Origin of the sequence: Bradyrhizobium sp. CCBAU 11386 (genome assembly GCF_028128955.1) — a bacterium.
In the GTDB taxonomy this organism is placed as follows: Bacteria; Pseudomonadota; Alphaproteobacteria; order Rhizobiales; family Xanthobacteraceae; genus Bradyrhizobium.
The window spans coordinates 91,249-105,602 of the sequence record NZ_LBKA01000259.1; the positions used below are offsets into that span (position 1 = coordinate 91,249).

Annotated in this window: 15 protein-coding genes; 5 read left to right on the forward strand and 10 right to left on the reverse strand. The window is 64.6% G+C overall.

Features of this window, described 5'->3' with window-relative positions; translation table 11 throughout:
• Window positions 1-38: 38 nt before the first annotated feature.
• From XI09_RS40985 to XI09_RS41005, 5 genes are all read left to right on the forward strand, one after another.
• Entirely contained in the window at window positions 39-1,532 is a 1,494-nt protein-coding gene (locus tag XI09_RS40985) for an ABC transporter substrate-binding protein (protein WP_271571988.1), read from the forward strand.
• A gap of 216 nt (window positions 1,533-1,748) precedes the next feature.
• Window positions 1,749-1,985 (forward strand): hypothetical protein, encoded by a 237-nt coding sequence (locus XI09_RS40990; protein WP_271571989.1) that lies wholly within the window; start codon window positions 1,749-1,751, stop codon window positions 1,983-1,985.
• 35 nt (window positions 1,986-2,020) lie between these two features.
• A complete protein-coding gene (locus tag XI09_RS40995) occupies window positions 2,021-2,251 on the forward strand; it encodes a hypothetical protein (protein WP_271571990.1) in 231 nt (76 codons plus the stop codon).
• Window positions 2,252-2,793: 542 nt separating this feature from the next.
• A complete protein-coding gene (locus XI09_RS41000) occupies window positions 2,794-3,060 on the forward strand; it encodes a hypothetical protein (protein ID WP_271571991.1) in 267 nt (88 codons plus the stop codon).
• 199 nt (window positions 3,061-3,259) lie between these two features.
• Window positions 3,260-3,499, forward strand: coding sequence for a hypothetical protein (locus XI09_RS41005; protein ID WP_271571992.1), 240 nt, complete (start codon window positions 3,260-3,262; stop codon window positions 3,497-3,499).
• Between the two features lie 1,016 nt (window positions 3,500-4,515).
• On the opposite strand, the gene XI09_RS41010 is transcribed toward XI09_RS41005, so the two are convergent.
• The 10 genes from XI09_RS41010 to XI09_RS41055 form a co-directional block, all read right to left on the reverse strand.
• Window positions 4,516-6,069, reverse strand: coding sequence for a hydantoinase/oxoprolinase family protein (locus XI09_RS41010; RefSeq protein ID WP_271571993.1), 1,554 nt, complete (start codon window positions 6,067-6,069; stop codon window positions 4,516-4,518).
• Window positions 6,070-6,075: 6 nt separating this feature from the next.
• Window positions 6,076-7,182, reverse strand: a complete 1,107-nt coding sequence (locus XI09_RS41015) for a DUF917 domain-containing protein (RefSeq protein WP_271571994.1) — start codon at window positions 7,180-7,182, stop codon at window positions 6,076-6,078.
• Window positions 7,179-7,865: an AroM family protein gene (locus tag XI09_RS41020; protein WP_271571995.1), complete on the reverse strand. Its 687-nt coding sequence runs from the start codon at window positions 7,863-7,865 to the stop codon at window positions 7,179-7,181. Before XI09_RS41020 ends, XI09_RS41015 begins: the two co-directional genes overlap by 4 nt.
• A gap of 2 nt (window positions 7,866-7,867) precedes the next feature.
• Window positions 7,868-8,953, reverse strand: coding sequence for an ABC transporter ATP-binding protein (locus tag XI09_RS41025; RefSeq protein ID WP_271571996.1), 1,086 nt, complete (start codon window positions 8,951-8,953; stop codon window positions 7,868-7,870).
• Window positions 8,950-10,014 carry an extracellular solute-binding protein gene (locus tag XI09_RS41030; RefSeq protein WP_271571997.1) on the reverse strand — a complete coding sequence of 355 codons (1,065 nt, stop codon included), beginning with the start codon at window positions 10,012-10,014 and terminating at the stop codon, window positions 8,950-8,952. Before XI09_RS41030 ends, XI09_RS41025 begins: the two co-directional genes overlap by 4 nt.
• Window positions 10,015-10,043: 29 nt before the next feature.
• On the reverse strand, window positions 10,044-10,910 hold the full coding sequence (locus XI09_RS41035; RefSeq protein ID WP_271571998.1) for an ABC transporter permease: 867 nt from the start codon (window positions 10,908-10,910) through the stop codon (window positions 10,044-10,046).
• Between the two features lie 8 nt (window positions 10,911-10,918).
• On the reverse strand, window positions 10,919-11,794 hold the full coding sequence (locus XI09_RS41040; RefSeq protein WP_271571999.1) for an ABC transporter permease: 876 nt from the start codon (window positions 11,792-11,794) through the stop codon (window positions 10,919-10,921).
• Entirely contained in the window at window positions 11,791-12,573 is a 783-nt protein-coding gene (locus XI09_RS41045; protein WP_271572000.1) for an IclR family transcriptional regulator, read from the reverse strand. Before XI09_RS41045 ends, XI09_RS41040 begins: the two co-directional genes overlap by 4 nt.
• 177 nt (window positions 12,574-12,750) lie before the next feature.
• Window positions 12,751-13,377, reverse strand: coding sequence for an alpha/beta hydrolase (locus XI09_RS41050; RefSeq protein ID WP_271572001.1), 627 nt, complete (start codon window positions 13,375-13,377; stop codon window positions 12,751-12,753).
• Window positions 13,374-14,312, reverse strand: a complete 939-nt coding sequence (locus XI09_RS41055; protein WP_271572002.1) for a ring-cleaving dioxygenase — start codon at window positions 14,310-14,312, stop codon at window positions 13,374-13,376. The genes XI09_RS41050 and XI09_RS41055 overlap by 4 nt, the downstream gene beginning before the upstream one ends.
• Between the last annotated feature and the right edge of the window lie 42 nt (window positions 14,313-14,354).

The window sequence follows — 14,354 nt, forward strand, 5'->3', positions numbered from 1 at the left end:
GGCGTAGACTGGGAATTGAGAAGGCAGGGGAGTTACGCATGTTCAGGAAACTATCCATCGTCGCACTCACTGCCGCGTTTGTCGCGGCGCCGCTGCCGGTACTGGCACAAAGCAAGAAGGACAGCGTCGTCATGGCGATGACGCTGGAGCCGCCGGGGCTCGATCCGACCAACGCGGCGGCGGCCGCGATCGCCGAAGTCACGCTCTACAACATCTACGAGACGCTCACCAAGATCAACGAGGACGGCTCGACCTCGCCGCTGCTGGCGGAGAGCTGGACCGCATCGCCTGACCTGAAGACCTACACCTTCAAGCTGCGCAAGGGCGTCAAATTCCACAATGGCGAGCCGTTCGATTCTGCCGCGGTGAAGTTCTCGTTCGAGCGCAATGCCGCGGCGACCAGCACCAACAAGGACAAGAGCCTGTTCCAGGCTTTCGAGAAGGTCGAGACGCCCGACGCCGACACCGTCGTGATCACGGTGAAATATTCCGAGCCGAACCTGCCGTTCCTGCTTGGGCAGGCGAGCGGCTCGATCGTCGAGCCGAAGAGCGCGGCGACCAACGTCACGCAGCCGGTCGGGACCGGGCCGTATCAGCTCGGCGCCTGGGCCAAGGGCTCCTCGATGACGCTCAACAAATGGGCGGACTACCGCAACGCCGCGGCGATCAAGCTGTCGAAGGTGACGATCCGCTTCATCTCCGATCCGGCCGCCCAAGCCGCGGCGCTGCTCTCGAATGATGTGGACGCATTTCCGCGTATCGCGACCCGCGTCGTTGCTCAATTCAAGTCTGATCCGCGCTTCACGGTGCTGATCGGCGGTTCCAGGGCCAAGACCATCGTTGCGATCAACGAGCGGAAGAAGCCGCTCGACGATGTCCGCGTTCGCCGCGCCATCCTCGCTGCGATCGACCGCAAGGCATTGATCGACGGCGCCGTCGAGGGTTTCGGCACGCCGATCGGCAGCTTCTACACGCCGGGATCGCTCGGCTATGTCGACACCACCGGCATCAATCCCTACGATCCCGAGAAGGCCAAGAAGCTTCTGGCTGAGGCCGGCGTCACCACGCCGCTCGAGCTGTCGCTGAAGCTGCCGCCGCCGCCCTATGCGCGGCAGGGCGGCGAAATCGTCGCAGCCCAGCTTGCCAAGGTCGGCATCGTCGCCAAGATCGAGAACGTCGAATGGGCGCAATGGCTGTCGCAGGTGTTCGCGCCCAACGGTCCGCATAATTTCGACCTCACCATCGTCAGCCATGTTGAGCCGTTCGACCTCGTCAAGATCACCGAGCCGGATTACTATCTCGGCTACAACAACGAGGCGTTCAACGCGCTCTACAAGCAGATCGTGTCGACCCCGGATGAAGCCGCCCGCGCAAAACTGCTCGGCGACGCCCAGCGCATGCTGGCGACCGACGCCGTCTCCGCCTACCTGTTCCAGCCGCAATGGCCGACTGTCACCAACAAGAAGCTGAAGGGCGTCTGGAAGGAAGTCCCGCAGTTCGAGAACGATTTCTCGACCTGGTATTGGGAGTAGGGGGCGCAGGCGCCGTAGACCAGGTGTGGGCCCCGGATCGGCTGTGACTGGGGTCCGCGCGGCGTCGACAGGGGCGCCCGTGATGCGCGCCTGTATCTCAATTCCCACACTTGCGAGCAAAAGAGATCCGTTTGTCGCTTTTCGAACAGACGGAAAAAGCCCGGTCCGTTCCAATTCCCCAACGATTGAAAACAGTCATCGGTTGGGGGAGACGAAATGGAACGTTCCCTGTTAATTGAGCTGGCGCGCGATAAATATGTCGAGCGTTGCAAGCAACGGGCCTTCGATCATCTGGACCGAGGCGATCTCAAGAACGCGGTCGCCTCGTTTGTCGGCAATATGAACGCGCGTCCCGATTGCGAACTGCCATCCTACTTGGCAACGCTTGGCGCTTTGCTGCTGACGGCGAACGATGCGTTCGGCTGGAGAACGCTGATTGAAGGATTGAGGTGATGATCCGGTAAGCGCGGGCGTTGGGAGTTGTGGGGATGGCTCACTACAGGGCTTACCTTTTGGATCAGCACCGCCACGTGATAAGCGTAGCCAAATTGCAGTGTGCCGACGAGCAGGAAGCACGCGAACGTGCTGCGCAACTGGTTGATGTCAACGACGTCGAGCTATGGCAACTCGATCGCCGTGTTGCGGTCTTTGAGGCCCCCGCAAGCCGAACCTCGCAGGCTGCGGGAAGGGAAAAGCCGCAGCGCCTCAAGGACAAATGAAGCGTGCGCGCCAGTGCGCGAATCCCGCGAGTTGAATTCGCGGAGACAACCCGTCATCCGGCGGCGCCGCGCCGTCCGCGGATTTCTTCGGCCGGATGCTTCCGGTTCCTATCGGGAACTTAAGTGATCGATCATCGCTGCGCGCTGGTCGCTTGATTTAGATCAAGCACGAGACAACGAAATGCCAAATGCATGCGCTGGTGCCATCGCCGTTGGCGCGGGCATCACTTGCAGAAGCCGGCAGATCGATGGCGCCTCACCATCAGGAGGAAGCTCATGGTTCGCTATGTATCAGTACTGAGAGGACCGGGGGAGCGCGGACGGCGGTAACGGTTGATCCCGCGGAATGACGGGCGGATTGCCTCCTGTTTTGGCGGTGACGGATACAGCTTACTCACTGCGCTGTCCTGTCGGAGGAGACTTTGGTGGCTGCAGCAACGCCCCACGATGGCGATTTGTCAGAGAGAGTGCCCCAGTTAAATTGCATTCTCGACATGGCATCGTCGAATCCCAAAGCATCCTGAACTAAATTCGGGAGTGACTTGACTGAGGCGATTGAGTTGATTGTCGAGGGCTATGCTCGGCTTGGGGATCGTCGAGCACTAGAAGATCTGCGTATGCATAGGCGGCGGCTGGCAGTCGATCTAAAAGCCATGACGGGCTTCGATTGCAGCGGCTCGATCCAGCAGATCGAAGACGAGATCGCCGTGGTTGAGGCCGGTCTCATGAGCCTTCCGGACATAGCCGCAGATGCTGGTTCCGAGTTTCCTGGAGCCTCACACTCCGCTTTGCTCCCTCTCGGCAAATGACGCCGCGACCTCGTGTCGCTCGCGGTGGCTGCGTCAAACGTCACTGGATTGCACCAGTTGTGCTCGAACGATTTGAAGTCGTAACGAACTCGAATCACGCTCCGAAAGTGAAAATTAGTTCAGCGTCATAATCGTAATGACTCCGACGCAAAAAAAGAAAATAAGGTGCAAAAAAACAAAGAATAGTTGGGAGGAGTGGATGGATACTGCTAGTCGCCTGCGCGCGATGGCATCGCTGTGCCGTCAGACAGCCGCGCATCATCCTGATCGAAGTTGGAAACTGCTCGCCGAAGCTGAGTATTGGGAGCATTTGGCCAACGATGCGTCGTTCGATCATTTCGAGCTTTGCCAGGTTGGCTCACCGCTTCATGGAGAGCGCAGTATTCCACAACCGACCGCGGCCCTCGCAGGAGGAGTGCAAAACAGAGTAGTTTGTTAGCTTCTATGTGCCTAACTAGAAGCGTGCCGATTACCGCCGATTGCGGCACATTGGAATGGGAATGCCGGCCCCGGCTGTTACCCCATCCTACGGCTGGGGCCGTTTTGAATTTTCAAACTCCAACTACAACCATGTTTAGAGGCAGCGTTATAGCGCTATCGTTATAGCGCTATTTGGAATGGGTATCTTTTTCTCAGCTTGATCGAGCGCTGTTCTGTGGCCGGCAATACTGATGCCGCGGTTAGGGTTACGCGGGAGATCAGCCGAGGCTTGGGGCCTTGGGGCACTACCCGTGCGCCTCGTTTATCAGGCAACGCCCTGCCAAGGACGGCTACTTCTTCAACAGTATTCCTATGCTCCGCGCCATTCGTCGCACCGACCCCGCGTGACGGCCCAATTCGGCAGCTATCTTCGATGCGCCAACTCCCTGCCGGGCGAGCCTGATCAATCGGCGGACTTCCTGCTCGGCCCATTGCTTTGGCTTCGGTGCTTTCATTGCGGTGCTCGACTGCACCAGTTAACCAGGAGGGTGATAGGCCGACACTTGGGAAATTTGCGGGTGGTGTTTGCTCCCAATCAAAATCCGACGCCTACCAACCGCCACGAGGCACACGGCTGCGCGCAACGGCTGTGCCGCTTGCCTGCGCGCCTCTCACTTTGATGTATTCTGATAACCTATCGCTAAACTGCGTGCGTTGGTATGGCGATAGGTATCTACAGGTCATGGAGACTGATGGTCTAAGAACTGGCGCAAGGATACAAAGAAGCGGGCCACCGAGCGAAAACAGGCCGACAAAGTCAGCGCCGCCGAGCCATCGATCCAAACGGCTTTCGCGCCGGGATTGCTCCCACAGGAGGGGAAAGAGGGCAACGCTCAGACTTCGGAATAATAGCATTATACCCCTGTGTTGCCCGGCGTGTCAAAGGGGCGTGGCTATCTGGGTAAGCCGTTGATTCTGTTGTCGCCGGCTACTGTGCATGGGGTTGTTTTCGCAGTTTTTGTTTGATTGCCTCCATTACGCCGCCGCCGGCAAATCCGGATCGGCAATCGCCCCTGCAACACGGACGCGCACGCGCAGCGCGTTGCCGGGCAGATAGGCGATCGGCATGTCCTCGACGTCGACGGTCTTGAGGCTGTCGCGCGCGGCGCCCGCCTGGACGGCGCGGTCGGCCGCGATATCGCGCGCGGCTGCGATCGCATCCTCGCGGCTGAGGTCGCGGAAGACCTGGTCGGCCTCGCCGCTGACCTGCGCGATCGCGGCGCCCACCGCATTGGCGCAGTCGCCGTGCGGCACGCGCACGATCTCGGAGATGCCGGGCAGGCGGTCCGGCACCAGGAACGCGCCGCCGCCGACCGCGAGCAGCGGCACGTCGCCGGCCTCCGTCTTCATGCGGTCGATGTCCTCCTCCAGCTTGCGCCAGGCATCGCGCAGCGCGGCATCGATCAGGCGCTTCGGCAGCTTGGCGACGCGGGAGCGGTCGCCGATGTCGATCAGGCCGGCCGCAACCGCAATGTCGGTGGCGGTGAGGCGCGTGCCGCCGAACACCAGCGCATCCGTCGTCAACCGGTAGCCGACGCTGAGCGGGCCGACGCGAACCGGATCCTCGTCGACATGGCTGCCGCCGCCGAGCCCGATCGAGAGCAGATCGGGCATCCGGAACAACGTGCGCACGCCGCCGACCTCGACCACGGCATTGGCCTCGCGCGGGAAGCCGTGACGAAGCTGGCCGATGTCGCTCGTGGTGCCGCCAACGTCGACGACCATGGCATCGTCGAGGCCGGAGAGATGCGCGGCGCCGCGCATGGAATTGGTGGCGCCGGAGGCAAAGCTCATCACCGGGAAGGCGGTGGCGATCGCGGCCTGCATCACGGTGCCGTCGTTCTGGGTCAGGAACAACGGCGCATCGATGCCGCTGTCGGCGATCGCCTTGCGGAAGGCGGCGACGGTGGTAACCGCGAGATCGTGCAGCGAGGCATTGAGCAGCGCGGCATTCTCGCGCTCGAGCAGGCCGATGCGGCCGAGATCGTGCGACAGCGTCACCGCGACATCGGGACAGATGTCGGCGAGAATCTCCCGCGCGGTGGTCTCGCAGGAGGGATCGAGCGGGGAGAAGCTCGAGCACACCGCGACCGAGCGCAGACCCTTGTCCCTGATCTTTCGCGCGGCCTCCTTGAGGCCGGCGGTGTCGAGCGGCATGAACGGGCGGCCGTCGTAATCGTGACCGCCTTCCAGCATGAAAATCTCGCCGTTGACGAGTGTCGCGAGATCCGCCGGCCAGTCGCAGAACGGCGGCAGCGAGGCGCTCGCGGGCATGCCGATGCGGATCGCGCCGATCTTCTGCACGTGACGGCGCTGCACCACCGCGTTGATGAAATGCGTGGTGCCGATCACGACCGCATCGACCTTGACCGCGGCGGCCGGCTCGGCACGCAGCGCCTTGAGCGCGTCGAGAATGCCCGAGGTGACGTCGGCGGTGGTCGGACGCTTGACGGAATGGACGACCTTCTCGTCGACGATCAGCACGGCGTCCGTGTTGGTGCCGCCGACATCGATGCCAATACGCTTCATGGGATCCTAAACTCCGGCCGCGGCGGGCGAGAAGAGGGAACGGAAATCGAGGTCGTAGCCGAAGGCGCGGGGGCCGACGAATTCGAGGCCGCGGGGGCTCGTCAGCACCGGTGGCGCGGGCAGCGCCACCACGGTGACGCGCTGGCCATAGCGGATGGTCTCGGTGCCGATGCCGTGGCCGTTGACGCTGTCGAGCACGCAGATCAGGTCGGGCGACGTCGCAATCGCCTCCTCGTCGCGCCAGGCCACGATCCATTCGTTCTGGAACGAGAGCTTGAGCTTCGTGCCGCGGTCTGCATCGCTGCCGTCGACCATCGCCGTGCCGCGCAGGAATCCCTCCGTGGTGCGCCGGGCGACGTCGACGATCTTGCCGGTGAACAGCTTCTTGCCGCCTTCGGTCGAAAGCAGCGCGGCGATCGGATCCTCGTGGCCGCGGTTCGCCTCCTGCACGGCACGCCCGATGCGGATCGCCTTGGTGGTCGTGAAGTGGATGCCCCAGTCCTTCACCTCGCGTCCGGTGCGCGGCGCCTTGCTGGTGGAGGCGATCGAGCCCATCTCGACGCAGATCTTGCGGCTGGCCCGCTCCATCCACTTCCAGCTCGGTACCTTGGTGACGACGGCCTCGATGCCGCGGGGATCGTAGAGAGTGCAGGGATAGGGACGCAGGTCCCCGATCGCGACCGAGGTCATCTGCGCCTCCGGGAAGGCGCGGCCCATGCAGTCGGCGTCGACGACGGGAATGCCGAGATGCGCGGCCGCCATCAGCGCCTGCACGCCGTTGCCGCCGCCGATCTCGACCGACATCACGGCGCGGAACTTGATGCCGTTGATCTCCTCCTGCATGCGCACGGCACGCGCGATGTTGCGGCTGTCGGCGAGGCGCTCCTGTCCGACCAGCGGCGCGCCCATGTTGGAGACCACCGCGACCCAGTCCTCGTCATCGAGGTCGAGCGGCGACATCAACTGCACGCGATGGCCCTCGGCACAGAGCCGGCGCAGATTGAGCAGGCCGAGATAGGGGCTGCCGCCGCCGCCGGTGCCGAGGATCCACGCGCCGACTGCGAGCGCCTCGATCTCCTCGAGGCTGATCGTCTTCAATTCCACCTTGCTCACGACACCAGCTCCTCGACGATGCGAGCGGCGGCGGCAATGCCGAGGACCACGGGGCCGGGATAGGCCGTGCGCACACGCGCCTTGTTGGCGCTGGTGTAACTGATGCAATCCATCACCACGAGATCGGGCTCGAGGTCCGCCATGGTGCGTGCGGCTTCGTCGACGACGGCGTCGCTCGAGCCGGGACGCAGCGTGATGCCGACGACTTCGACGCCGTCGCGCTGCCATTTCTTGTCGATCAGCACGGTCTGCTCAGGCAGCGGCGAGAACACGCCGAGCCGGCCCTTCGGCAGCACGGCCTCGACGAGATTGTGCAGGATGGCCGAGGGTAGGATGACGAGGCCGTCCGCCGCGAGATTGGGGAATTTGCCGGTGCAGGCCATCAGCGTCACGCCGACGCCCTCGTGCTTGAAGCGGGTGATCTGCTGGCTCGCGCGGCGCTCGACTTCCTTCTTGCTGATGGTGACGCCGTCGCCGTTCGGCAGCAGCGTGAACAGCGTGTCGTATCCGTCCATCGGCGGAATGGCGTCGATCTCGGCGCGGCTCATGCCGTCGAGCGCGCCGCGTAGCTCGATCTCGATGCCCGGCGACAGCACGGCGGCGATCTCGGAGGCGACGGTGGGGCGCGGGCTCTGGCCGATCACGACCACCCCGATGCGCTGGTGCTTCAATGGCATGTTCATGTCTAGTCCTTCAAGACGACGAGATCGGCCGGCGTCCAGTCGAGCGTGACACCGTTGCCGGGAACGAACAGGCGGCTTGTGCCTGCATTGGGCTGTTGCACGAGGACACGATGGCCGCCCTCGAGCGTGATCCGATAGAGCACCGCGCCGCCGAGGAAATTGGTGTTCTCGACGATGCCGTGGGCGGAGCTGCCGGCTGCGGTCGCGGCGTCAGCACGCGGGATGAGGCGAATCTTTTCGGGGCGCAGCGCCACCGAGAGAACGCCGGTGCCTTGCGCCTCGGTGGGCGGCAGCGCCAGGATCAGGCCCTTGCCGACGTCGAGCGCGGCGGCAACGGTGCTTGTCGTCGTGCGTTCGCCGCGAAAGATGTTGGTGTCGCCGATGAAGTCGGCGACGAAGCGTGTCGTGGGCTGGTTGTAGATCTCCGTCGGCGTGCCGACCTGCTCGACGCGGCCGCCGTTCATCACAGCGATGCGGTCGGACATCGCCAGCGCCTCCTCCTGGTCGTGGGTGACGAAGACGAGGGTCAGGCCGAGCTTCTTCTGGAGCTGCTTGAGCTCGAACTGCATCTGCTGGCGCAGCTTCTTGTCGAGCGCGCCGAGCGGCTCGTCGCAGAGCAGGACGCGCGGCGCGATCACGATGGCGCGGGCGAGCGCCACGCGCTGCTGCTGGCCGCCGGAGAGCTGGGCGGGGCGGCGGTCCTCGAGGCCGGACAGCTCGACCATGGCGAGGGCCGCCTTCACCTTGGCTGCGATGCTCGCCTTGTCGAGCCCGCGCATGCGCAGGCCGAAGGCGACGTTCTCGGCGACGGTGCGATGGGGAAACAGCGCGTAATTCTGGAACACCATGCCCATGTCGCGCTTGTGCGCGGGCACATGGGTGATGTCGGCGCCGTCGACGCGGATCGCGCCCGCGCTCGGCGTTTCGAAACCGGCGATCATGCGCAGCGTTGTGGTCTTGCCGCAGCCGGACGGGCCGAGCAGGGAGAAGAACTCGCCCTGCCGGATGTCCATGGCGACCGCGTCCACCGCGCGCACGCCGCCGTCATAGACCTTGCTGACGCCGGCGATCTCGATCGACGCGCTCATGCGCGGAAGATCCGGTTGACGCGCTGGTCGATCTCGTCCTTGCGCTCGTTGTACCATTTCCAGTCGACCTGGATCAGCTTCGAGACCTTTTCCGGCGTGGTGAGCAGCTTGGCGTCATACTTGGCGTCGAGCTTCACCTTCTTGTTGGCCGGCGAGTACCAAACGGTTTCCGCAAGGCGCTTCTGCACCTCGGGGCGGAGCATGTAGTTGACATAGGCATTGGCGAGCTCCTTCATCTTGCTGCCGGGCGTGATGGTCAGGACCTGCTCGAGCGACAGCACGCCCTCGCTCGGCGAGACGAAATCGGTCGGCTGGTTCTGCCCGTCATAGCGGTAGATGCCGGAATCGTGGATGACGCAGAGGCCGACTTCGCCCGACAGCAGCATCTTCTCCATCGCGCCGGTGAAATCGACGATCTTGATCGGCTTCAGTTTCTCCAGCGCAGTGTAGGCCGCATCGAGGTCGGTCTGGCCCTTGCCGAACAGCGTGCCGCACATCATCAGGAAGGCCTGGCCGAGGCTGTTGACGGGAATGACGTAGCCGCCGCGGACGCCGTTGTATTTCGCGTCCCACAGCTCCTTCCACGAGGTGATGCTGCCATAGCCCTTGTCGGTGCGCAGGCCGAGCCCGATGGCGCTGGTGAAGATCGAGACGCCGACGATCTTGTCGCTGACGGCGTAGGGATAGACGTCGGCGAGGTTCGGCACGAGCTTGGGATCGATCTTCGGCTCGACCAGGCCCATCTCGGCCGCCGCCCACTGCTCGTTGGAATTGGTGTGCAGCACGTCGTAGATCGGCGCGGAGCGCGAGCTCGCCTGGAGCTTCGGCAGATAAGGGAACGCGGAATCGGTCTGGAGCTTGCACTTGAACTCGCTCTCGAAGGCGGGACCGATCTCGGCCTTCATGATCTCGCCCCACTTGCCGCCCCAGCCGGTGATGCGCAGCGTCGGATCGTCGGCGCGCGCGACATAGGGCGCGGCGATCGTGCCGATGCCGAGCGAGGCGCTCGCGGTCAGAAAGCGGCGGCGGCTGAGCCGTGAGGATCCCAGAGCTTTCATCATGTCTCGATTCCTTCGGGTGTAATGAGCGGTTACAATTTGACGTAGGAGCGCAGGCCGACGGTGCGGTCGAGCCCGATGACGACGACAAAGGCGAGGACGATCGAGACCACGGAGGCAGCTCCAATCGTGCCGTCCAGATCGAACTTGAGATAGTTGAACAGCGTGACCGGCAGCGTCTCGTTGCCCGGGCTGACCAGGAACAGCGACACCGGAAACTGGTCGAAGGAGACGATGAAGGCGAAGATCGCGCCCGCCAGCACGCCCGGCTTGATCAGCGGCAGCGTCACCTCGAAGAAGGTCCGCAGAGGACTTGCGCCGAGATTTTGTGCCGCTTCCTCCAGGCGCGTGTCGAAATTATGCAGCACGGCGAGCGTGGTGCGCACGACGTAAGGCAGCGTCACCAGCGTGTGGCCGGCAACGAGGCCCCAGGTCGGACGTCCCACGTCGAGCAGCACATAGGTCTGGAACAGCGCGAGACCCGTCAGGATCGCCGGCAGCATCAGGGGCGAGAGCATCGTCGCCACGATCAGCCGCGTGCCCGGCAGATTGCCGCGCGCGAGCGCAAGCGCCGCGGAGGCGCCGAGGATCGTTGCCGATATGGTGGTGAGGACCGCGACTTCGAGGCTGAAGCCGAGCGCATGCATGAAATCGCGGGAGGCGAAGAACTTCTCGAACCAGCGCAAGGACACGCCGACCGGGGGAAACTGGATGAAGGGCGTCGGGTTCAGGGCGAACACGACGACGATCGCGATCGGTGCCAGCAGGAAGATCAGGATGGCGATGTTGACGGCGAGATAGAGATAGCGGCCGTAATGCCTGACGCTTCCCGCCGTCCGCGCGGGAGCCGCCTGCCGGGGCGCCGCGAGCGATGGGCTGTGCGAGGCGGTGGTTTGCATCGTCGGCCTCACTGCAATTCGCGCTGGCCGGAGACGAGGCCGAGCGCGCGGTTGTAGGCGACGACGAGCCCGAGCGAGATCATCAGCAGGACGATGCCGAGCGCGGCGGCGAAGCCGACGTTGAAGTTCGCCGAGATCTGCTGGTAGATCAGGATCGGCAGCGTCATGATCTGGAAGCCGCCGAGCAGGATCGGCGTGACATAGGCGCTGATCGCCAGCGCAAACACCAGCAGCGAGCCGGCGAGGATGCCGGGCAGGCTCAAGGGCAGCGTCACCTCGAGGAAGGCGCGCAAGGGGCTTGCGCCGAGATTTTCCGCGGCCTGCTCCAGCCGCTCGTCGATGCGGCCGATCACGCCGGTCAGCGTCAGCACCATGAAGGGCACGTAGATGTGGACGAGACCGACCACGATGCCGGTCTCGGTGTACATCAGCTTGAGCGGCTGGCTGACGACGCCGAGCGACATCAAGGTCTGATTGACCACGCCCTTGTCGGACAGCAGCGTCATCCAGGCGAAGGTGCGCACCACGATGCCAGTCAGCATCGGCGCCAGCACCGCCATCAGCAGCAGCGCGTGCCCGGTGCGGCTCTTGATGCGCGCCATCCAGTGCGCCAGCGGATAGCCGATCGCGAGCGCGACCAGCGTGGTCACGAGCCCGATCCGGATCGTGGTCCAGATCACCTCGAGATAAAAGGGATCGTCGATCATGCGGGCGTAGTGGCGCGTGGTGAAGGCGACCTTCGGCGCCACCACCGGATTTCCGGTGAGCACGCTCATCAGCGCCATCAGCCCGATCGGCAGGAAGAAGAAGAGGGCAAACAGCAGCGCGCTCGGCAGAATGAAGAGCGCAAGGCCGTTAGGACGCTGGGGCGTGGCGCTGCTCATCGCGTCCCCGTCTGAAGGCGCGCTGTATCCTGATCGAGCGGATCGCCGGTCATGCGCCTGAGCTTTGCGGCCATCGCCGCGAGCTCGCGGCGGACATTGGCGCGCTCGGCGGCGGTGGTCGCCTGCACCGAATAGGACACCGCGATTCCGATCATCTCGCCGGTCTCGCCGCTCTTCAGCGCAAAGCCTTGCGAGCCCACGCCTTCGATCGATTCATCGGCTGCCTCGGACACGCCGGTGCGGCGGATCTCGTCCATGCGCGCCATCAATTGCTTGAAGTTCTGCGGCGAGTTGCGCGGCAGCTTTGGATAGGTCGCGGGCACGCGCGCGCGAATGTCCTCGTCGGTGAGGCGGGCGAGCATGGCGCGGCCGTTGGAGGTGGCGAGCGCCGGCGTGCGCTGGCCGGGCGGATTGACGACACGCAGGGGATTCGAGCCCGGCACGATCCTGAGCACGACCTGCTCGTAGCCGTCGAGCACGGCGATGTAGCCGGTGTGGCCGGTGCGGGCGCAGACCTCGCGCAGCTCGCGCTCGGCCATGCTGATGAGATCGTCATGGGCGCGGTGCAGCCGGCCCAGTTCGAAAGTGAGGAGACCCGGCCGGTAGCGGCGGGTGTGCGGGTCCTGCTCGAGCAGGCCGCAGTCGCGCAACGAGCGCAGCAGCCGCGAGGTCGAGCTCTTCGGCTTGCCCGTCAGCGCCATCACGTCCGCGAACGACAGATCCGGCCGTGCGCTGGAAAAGCAGCGCAGGATCTCGATTGCGTTGGTGAGGGCGCTCATGAAGGTCGGTCCAAGGCAGTTCCAAATTCCGGAACCTTGTCCCAAATTCTAAGCCTGACGCGGAAACGGGCAAGCGGAAATTTCCGGCAGATTGGTGCCCGATTGCGCAGATGCGGCGGAAGGTCGCTCGCCGTTTCGAAACGGCGCACCGCGGATGGGCGGTGCGCCGCTTTGGGATCAGGCCGCTTCCGCGGCGACGTTGCCGATCCAGTCGCGGGCGAGCGTGACATCGGCCTGCGACAATTGATGGCCCGCCGGCAGGACCTTGTGAGTCACGCCGGCACCTGCCTGCGACAGCAGCGCAGCGAGCCGGGCCGAGTTGCTGGCGGGCACGATCGGATCGGCCTGCCCGGACAGGAGCAGGACCGGCTTGCCGCCGAGCTCAGCCTGGGGCGGATCCGACAGCGGCACCATGGCGCGCAGCAGGATCGCGCCTGCGAGCACGTCCGGCTGCAGCAGCAACAGCGCGGCTGCGATGTTGGCGCCGTTGGAGAAGCCGACAGCAACCGGCGCGGCGATGCCGTAGCGCTGCCGCGCCTCGCTGACGAAGTCGCCGAGCTCGCGCGCACGCCGGCGCACGTCGTCCTCGTCGAACACGCCCTCGGCGAGGCGACGGAAGAAGCGCGGCATGCCGTGCTCGAGCACGCGGCCGCGCGGCGAGAGCAGGGCCGAGCCGGGCGAGATCATCTTGCCGAGCCCGAGCAGGTCGTTCTCGTCGCCGCCGGTGCCGTGCAGCAGCAGGAGCGGGGCCGAGCCCGCGCTGGTCGCGGGCTCGAAGCGATGGATGAATGCACTCTCGGTCATGACACGCTCTCTTCGAGGCTCGGCAGCACGCCCTCGATCTGCTTGCGGTGCGCTTCGAGGAAGCCGGGCAGCTTCAGGTCGCGCCCCAGCGTCGCCACGGGTTCGTCGACGGCGAAGCCGGGGATGTCGGTCGCGATCTCGAACAGCACGCCGCCGGGCTCGCGGAAGTAGATCGAGCGGAAGTAGTTGCGGTCCCTCTGCTCGGTCGGGTGCAGGCTGTGATTGCTCACGAGCTGCTGCGCCATCTTGCCCTGTTCGGCATCGTCAGCCGCGCGGAAGGCGATGTGGTGCACCGAGCCGCCGCCCTGATGTCCGCGCAGAAAGCCCTTGGCCTCATAGATGTCGACGACGCTGCCCTCGGCATCGCCCGGCGCCTTGAAGCGGATCACCGAGCCCTCGCGTCCCGTCTCCTTGAAGCCGAACACGTCGGTGAGGATGGCCGCCGTCTTCGCCGCACTGTCGAGCAGCAACGTCACGCCGTGGAAGCCGCGGATCGCATGCTCGGCCGGCACGTCGCCATTGCTCCAGCCCGGCTCGTTCTCGGCACCGGGAATGCCGACGAGCGCGAGCGCCATGCCATCAGGATCGGTGAACGGCAACACGGACTCGCCGAAGCGCTTCTCCAGCGCCTCATAGGCGATGCCCTTCTCGGTGAAGCGCTGCGTCCAGTAGCCGAGCGAGCGCTGCGGCACGCGGAAGGCGGTCTGATGGGTCTCGCCGACGCCGCGGCGCCCGGCCGGCACGCCGGCCCAGGGGAAGAAGGTCAGGATGGTGCCGGGGCGACCGGTCTCGTCGCCATAATAGAAGTGATACGTGCCGGGATCGTCGAAATTGACCGTCTTTTTGACGAAGCGCAGGCCGAGATCCCGGGTGTAAAAGCCGAAATTCCTGATGGGATCGCCGGCGATCGCGGTGACGTGGTGCAGTCCAGACATTGTCGTCCTCCAAATTCGGGGAGCGGTCTTGCTCTGGACGGA

Bases quoted from the DNA above. Each gene is read 5' to 3' on its own strand.
- XI09_RS40985 (WP_271571988.1), top strand. From the start codon at position 39: ATGTTCAGGAAACTATCCATCGTCGCACTCACTGCCGCGTTTGTCGCG.
- XI09_RS40990 (WP_271571989.1), top strand. From the start codon at position 1,749: ATGGAACGTTCCCTGTTAATTGAGCTGGCGCGCGATAAATATGTCGAG.
- XI09_RS40995 (WP_271571990.1), top strand. From the start codon at position 2,021: ATGGCTCACTACAGGGCTTACCTTTTGGATCAGCACCGCCACGTGATA.
- XI09_RS41005 (WP_271571992.1), top strand. From the start codon at position 3,260: ATGGATACTGCTAGTCGCCTGCGCGCGATGGCATCGCTGTGCCGTCAG.
- XI09_RS41010 (WP_271571993.1), bottom strand. From the start codon at position 6,069: ATGAAGCGTATTGGCATCGATGTCGGCGGCACCAACACGGACGCCGTG.
- XI09_RS41020 (WP_271571995.1), bottom strand. From the start codon at position 7,865: ATGAACATGCCATTGAAGCACCAGCGCATCGGGGTGGTCGTGATCGGC.
- XI09_RS41025 (WP_271571996.1), bottom strand. From the start codon at position 8,953: ATGAGCGCGTCGATCGAGATCGCCGGCGTCAGCAAGGTCTATGACGGC.
- XI09_RS41030 (WP_271571997.1), bottom strand. From the start codon at position 10,014: ATGATGAAAGCTCTGGGATCCTCACGGCTCAGCCGCCGCCGCTTTCTG.
- XI09_RS41035 (WP_271571998.1), bottom strand. From the start codon at position 10,910: ATGCAAACCACCGCCTCGCACAGCCCATCGCTCGCGGCGCCCCGGCAG.
- XI09_RS41040 (WP_271571999.1), bottom strand. From the start codon at position 11,794: ATGAGCAGCGCCACGCCCCAGCGTCCTAACGGCCTTGCGCTCTTCATT.
- XI09_RS41045 (WP_271572000.1), bottom strand. From the start codon at position 12,573: ATGAGCGCCCTCACCAACGCAATCGAGATCCTGCGCTGCTTTTCCAGC.
- XI09_RS41050 (WP_271572001.1), bottom strand. From the start codon at position 13,377: ATGACCGAGAGTGCATTCATCCATCGCTTCGAGCCCGCGACCAGCGCG.
- XI09_RS41055 (WP_271572002.1), bottom strand. From the start codon at position 14,312: ATGTCTGGACTGCACCACGTCACCGCGATCGCCGGCGATCCCATCAGG.